Source organism: Thermus tenuipuniceus (genome assembly GCF_002964845.1).
Taxonomy (GTDB): domain Bacteria; phylum Deinococcota; class Deinococci; order Deinococcales; family Thermaceae; genus Thermus; species Thermus tenuipuniceus.
Map to the genome: position 1 here is coordinate 1 of NZ_PRDA01000097.1, position 524 is coordinate 524.

General features: G+C 72.9%; 2 protein-coding genes. One reads left to right on the forward strand and one right to left on the reverse strand.

Annotated elements, in window-relative coordinates; all coding sequences use genetic code 11:
- On the reverse strand, positions 1 to 265 hold a 265-nt coding region (locus C2847_RS12140), incomplete at its 3' end, for an NAD(P)-binding protein (protein ID WP_164835729.1).
- Positions 266 to 325: 60 nt separating this feature from the next.
- On the opposite strand from C2847_RS12140, the gene C2847_RS12145 reads away from it, so the two are divergent.
- A partial coding sequence (locus C2847_RS12145) for a HEPN domain-containing protein (protein WP_128415186.1) occupies positions 326 to 524 on the forward strand: 199 nt, incomplete at its 3' end.

A 524-nucleotide genomic window follows, 5' to 3' on the forward strand; every position in this document is an offset into this window, starting at 1 on the left:
CCAGGAGGGGAAAGCCCTCCGGATAGGGCTCCACGGGGAAGCGGAGGCCGAGGGGGCCCTCCAGGAGGGCCAGGGGCCCCCCGGGGGCGAAGCCCGAAAGGAGGGTGGCCCCCGCGGGGAAGCGGTGACCCCGGTGCCAGAAATCCCCCGCCAGGCCCCCCGGGTAGGTGTGGGCCTCGAGGACCACCACCTCCAGGCCCGCCCGCTGGAGGAGCCTGGCCGCCACCAACCCCCCGATTCCAGCCCCCCCCACCACCACGCGCACGGGGCCCAGGCTACCCGGAAAACCGGGGGCCAACCTTGGCCCAGGCTAAGATGGGTAGGGATGCGGCTCGAGGCGGAACGGCTCCTAGCGCAGGCCCGCGAGGACCTAGCCACAGCCCAGGTGCTCCTCCAAGGGGAGCGTTATTACGCCGCGGCGTTCTTTGCCCAGCAAGCGGTGGAGAAGGCCCTGAAGGCCCTCCACGTGGAACGCCTGCGCACCCTACCCCGCACCCACGACCTGCTGGCCCTGGCCGAGGCCC